Annotated in this window: 1 protein-coding gene; it reads left to right on the top strand. The window is 65.9% G+C overall.

From position 1 onward, the window contains the following. Nucleotides 1-21: 21 nt before the first annotated feature. Nucleotides 22-4,866 (top strand): amino acid adenylation domain-containing protein, encoded by a 4,845-nt coding sequence (locus AB0J29_RS36925; protein ID WP_364795964.1) that lies wholly within the window; start codon nucleotides 22-24, stop codon nucleotides 4,864-4,866. Nucleotides 4,867-5,176: the final 310 nt, after the last annotated feature.

Raw genomic sequence — 5,176 nt, forward strand, 5'->3', positions numbered from 1 at the left:
ATGTACCGCACCGGCGACCTGGTGGTGTGGCGTGAGCCCGACGGCATCCGTCCGGCCCGCCTGGAGTACATCGGCCGCACCGACTTCCAGGTGAAGTTCCGTGGCCAGCGCATCGAACTGGGTGAGATCGAAACCGCGTTGCTGGCGCGGCCCGCGGTGAGCCAGGCAGTGGCACTGGTGGTGCCCTCCGTCTTGGGCGAGCAGCTGGTTGCGTACGTCGTGCCTGCACCGCAGCAGCAGATTGATCCGCTGAAGTTGTCGGCCGAGATCGCGAAAACCCTTCCGGCGTATATGGTTCCGGCCGCGATCGCGCCCTTGGACGCCTTCCCGCTCAATGCCAGCGGCAAACTCGACCGCAAGGCGCTGCCGGAGCCGACCTTCGCCACCCGCGAATTCCGCGCCCCCGCAACACCGGTCGAGGAGATCGTGGCGAGCGTGTTCGGTGAGGTGCTCGGACTGGACCGGGTCGGTGCCGACGACGACTTCTTCGCACTCGGCGGCAACTCGCTGATCGCGACCCAGGTGGTCGCGCGCCTCGGCGCGGCCCTGAATACTCAGGTGCCGGTCCGCGCGCTGTTCGATGCGTCGACAGTCGCCGGGCTCGCGGTCCGGGTGGAACAGCACGCCGGCACCGGCGCTCGCGCCGCTTTGACGGCCGGCCCACGGCCGGAACGGATTCCGCTGTCGCTGGCCCAGCAGCGGATGTGGTTCCTCAACCGGTTCGACCCGTCTTCGGCGGTGAACAACATTCCGGTCGCGGTGCGGCTGACCGGCGAACTGGATGTCATCGCACTGCGCGAGGCGGCCGCCGACCTGATCGCCCGGCACGAGGTGCTGCGAACCGTCTATCCGAATTCCGATGCGGGGCCCGAACAGCGGGTGCTGCCGGTGGAAGAGGCGGTGCCCGATCTGACGCCGGAGCCGGTCGGCTCCGATGACCTGCCGACGCGGATCACGGAGGTGGTGTCCGCCGGATTCGACGTGACCACCGAGGTTCCTTTGCGCGCCAGGCTCTTCCGGGCCGAGTCCGGCGAGTACGTCCTGGTATTCGTGGCCCATCACATCAGCGCCGACGGCTGGTCCATGGGTCCGCTGACACGCGATCTGATGGTCGCGTACGCCGCGCGGTCGGCCGGTGCGGCGCCGCAATGGGCGCCGCTGCCGGTGCAGTACGCGGACTTCAGCATCTGGCAGCGGGAGGTGCTGGGTGCGGAGGACGATCCAGACAGCCTGATCTCGGCGCAGGTCCGGTACTGGCGCGAGGCGCTGGCCGTGCTGCCGGACGAGTCCACCCTGCCCGCGGACCGGCTGCGCCCGCCGGTGCCGTCGTATCGCGGTGGTAGCGTGGCCGTTTCGATCGGCGAGCAGGTGCATCACGGTCTGCGCGCGATCGCGCGTGAGCAGAACGCGACGCTGTTCATGGTCGTGCACACCGCGCTCGCGGTATTCCTGGCGCGGATGTCGGGCGCCGAGGATGTCGCTGTCGGCACCCCGGTGGCCGGACGCGGCGGGGCCGAACTCGACAACATGATCGGCATGTTCGTCAACACCCTGGTGTTGCGTACCCAGGTGCCCGGCCGAGCGAGCTTCGCCGATCTGCTGGCCCGGACCAGGGAAACCGATCTGCAGGCGTTTGCGCACGCCGACATTCCGTTCGAGCGGCTGGTCGAGGTGCTCAATCCGGAGCGCTCGACCGCGCGGCATCCGCTGTTCCAGGTGATGCTGTCGTTCCAGAACCTGCCGGAGGGCAGTTTCGAACTGCCCGGATTGCGAGTCGGCGCCGCCGATTTCACCGTCGACACCGAGAAGTTCGATCTGTCGCTGACCATTCAGGAGACCGGCGCCGGTATGGCCGCCCACTTCTCCTTCGCGCGAGACCTGTTCGACGAGGCCACAATCCGGGTGTTCGCGGACCGGTTCATGCGATTGCTGGAGCAGATCGTCATCCAACCAGGCAAGGCGGTAGGCGATCTCGCGCTGCTGGACGAGCAGGAGACCGTCCAGGCGCTGCGCGGCTGGAACGACAATGCTGTCGAGATCAGGCCCCGTCATACCGGTGGAGGCCGGGATTCGGCGCTGGACTCCGGCGTTCGCTGGCGTGACGAGGGTGGGTTCACTCTTGTCGATGATTTTGTCGCTCAGATGGCGAGTACTCCGGATGCGGTCGCGGTCGTAGATCGGGAGGCCGGTGAGGCCCTGACTTACGCAGAGTTCGGTTCTCGCGTGCACCGGCTGGCCCGCCGCCTTGTGGAGGCAGGGGTGGGTCCGGAAAGTCTTGTGGCCTTGGGCATGCGGCGGTCGCTCGATTTCGTGGTGGCAGCGTATGCGGTGCTGGAGGCCGGTGGTGGGTATGTGCCGCTGGATGTGGATCAGCCTGCTGAGCGTGTCGGTTATGTACTGGAGACAGCGAATCCGGTCTGCATTCTGACCACGGAGCGTGATCGTTTCGGTGGTCTTGGTGAAGCTGCCACCCGTCGTCCCGACGAAGCGCGGGATCCAGGTGCATCCGCCGAGTTGAGTGCCTCTGTCGAGGGTGTGCCTGGGTTCCGGCTTTCGTCGGAACGACGGGCAGTGTTGTTCGAGATCGACCGGCTCGATTTGTCGGCCTACTCCGACGCCCCGCTGACGGATGCGGAACGGATTGCGCCGTTGCGGCCGCAGCATCCGGCGTATGTGATCTTCACGTCGGGTTCGACAGGTCGTCCGAAGGGTGTGGTGGTGCCGCACTCGGGGTTGGTGAACCACATCCGTTGGATCACTGGTGAATACGGTATCGGTGCTGACGATGTGGTGTTGTTCAAGACTCCGGCGACATTCGATGGATCGATGTGGGAGTTGTTCGGTGCCTTGACTACTGGTGGTCGTCTGGTGGTGGCGTCGCCGGATGGGCATCGCGATCCGCAGTATTTGGCGGACGTCATTGCGGCGGAGCAGGTCACGATGACGATGTTTGTGCCGTCGATGTTGATGGTGTTCTCCGGCAGTGTTGCTGCGGACGCGGTCGGGTCGTTGCGAGCGTTGTTGATTGGGGGGGAGGCGTTGACGTCGGATGTGGTGGCGGCGTTCCGGCGGGTGGGCTCGGCGGGGTTGTTCAATCTGTACGGTCCGACGGAGTTTACGGTGAATGCCACGCATGCCCCGGTCGCCGAGGACGTCCAAGGGGTGGTGCCGATCGGTTTGCCGGTGTGGAACGCTCAGGCGTATGTGCTGGATGCGCGTCTGCACCCGGTTGCGCCGGGTGTGGCGGGTGAGTTGTATCTGGCGGGCGATCAGCTGGCCCGCGGCTACGTCGGCCGGGTGGATCTGACTGCGGATCGGTTCGTGGCGAATCCGTTCGGCGTGAACGGTTCCCGTATGTATCGCACGGGTGATCTGGTGACTCGGGGTGCGGATGGTGCGATCGTGTATGTGGGTCGTACCGATTTCCAGGTGAAGTTGCGTGGTTTGCGTGTCGAGTTGGGTGAGATCGAGTCCGCGCTGACCGGGCATGATTCGGTGGCTCAGTCGGTGGTAGTGGTGCGTTCGGATGCACACACCGGTGATCAACTCGTCGCCTATGTGGTGGCGGCAGTGTCCAACTCGGCGACCGCTGGATCTACCACGCGGGCTGCGTCCGAGCCCGTTGTTCCGGCTGGCGTCGATGTGGACGTCGACCAGCTCCGGGTATACCTGTCGTCGCGGTTGCCGTCGTATATGGTTCCAGGTGCGATCGTGGTGCTGGATGCGATGCCGCTCAACGCGAACGGCAAGTTGGATCGCAGGGCTCTGCCTGCACCCGCGTTCGAAGCGAAGGAGTTCCGGGCGCCGTCAACTCCGACCGAGGAGATCGTGGCGAGCATCTTCGCCGAGGTGCTCGGAGTAAAAGGCGTCGGTGCCGATGACGATTTCTTCACCCTCGGCGGCAACTCGCTGCTGGCCACGCAGGTGGTCAGCCGCCTGCAGAGCCTGACCGGTGCCGGCATCCGGGTCGCGGCGTTCTTCACCGATCCCACCGTGCGGGGTCTGGCCCGCCAGCTCGAGACACTGCTGGAACACGGGCTCCAGGACGAGCGGGGTGTCGCCGCGGCGCTCGAGGTGATGCTGCCGATCCGGGCGACGGGCACTAGGCGGCCGCTGTTCTGCGTGCATCCGCTCGCCGGACTGTCGTGGAGTTATGCCGGTCTGGCCCAGCACCTCTCGGTCGATCAGCCGATCCTCGGCATCCAGTCGCCGGCCTTCTCCGAAAACGGTTTCGCACCGAATTCGCTGGCGGAGATCGTCGTTCGCTACGTTACGGAGATCCGCGTGGTGCAACCGGCTGGGCCGTACCGGCTGCTCGGCTGGTCCCTGGGTGGAAAACTGGCGCATGCCATAGCGACTCGGCTGCAGGCCGAGGGTGAGCAGGTCGAACTGCTGGCTATCATGGACGGCTATCCGGACGGCGATATCGCCGACTTCAAGTCCGGGATCCGCGATGCGTTCACCGAGATCGGTGTCGGCGTCGACGTCCTCCCGGACGAGGAGAACATCCGCGATCTCAGCGACGAGGCACTGGCCGCCCTCCATGCCGCGATTCCGGACGAACTCGCCGCGCTGCTGACACCCGAGCGGCTGCGCCGGATCTATCGGGCCGTGATACGGACTGTCGAACTGGAGTCCGAGCACCGGCCCGAGGTGTTCCGGGGCACCCTCCAGTTCTTCACCGCCACCGAGAACCGGGAACTGGACGCGGTGGCGTCGGATTGGCAGCCTTTCGTGTCGGGCAAGATCGTCGACCACCCCGTCGCGACCGAACATGTGCTGATGGCCTCTGCCGAAGGGCTGGGCGAGATCGGGCCGGTGCTGGAGAAACTGCTCCAGGGGACCGACGGCGATCTGGTGAAATAGCGGTTCTGGCAGTGGCGATGGCGGCGCGGCCGGACGCGCCACCCGGCCTTCCTGTGTTGCCCCGGGCGATCCGGCCGATCGGATCGAGCACCTTGTCGATTCCGGGGCGGCACTCGGCTTGACCATCGGCTATCGTCGTGCCGTGGCGACGACACCGGATGCGGTGGCCGTCGTCCACGACGAGATCGCCTGGACCTATCGGGAATTCGATGAGCGCTTCACCGTATCCGTGGCATGTGATCCCGATATCGTCCCGGATCTCGACGACTACTGCGACATCCTGCGGGAGTCGTGTCAGGAAGTTACGGCT

The sequence above is a fragment of the Nocardia sp. NPDC049707 genome, from assembly GCF_040674855.1.
Classification (GTDB): domain Bacteria; phylum Actinomycetota; class Actinomycetes; order Mycobacteriales; family Mycobacteriaceae; genus Nocardia.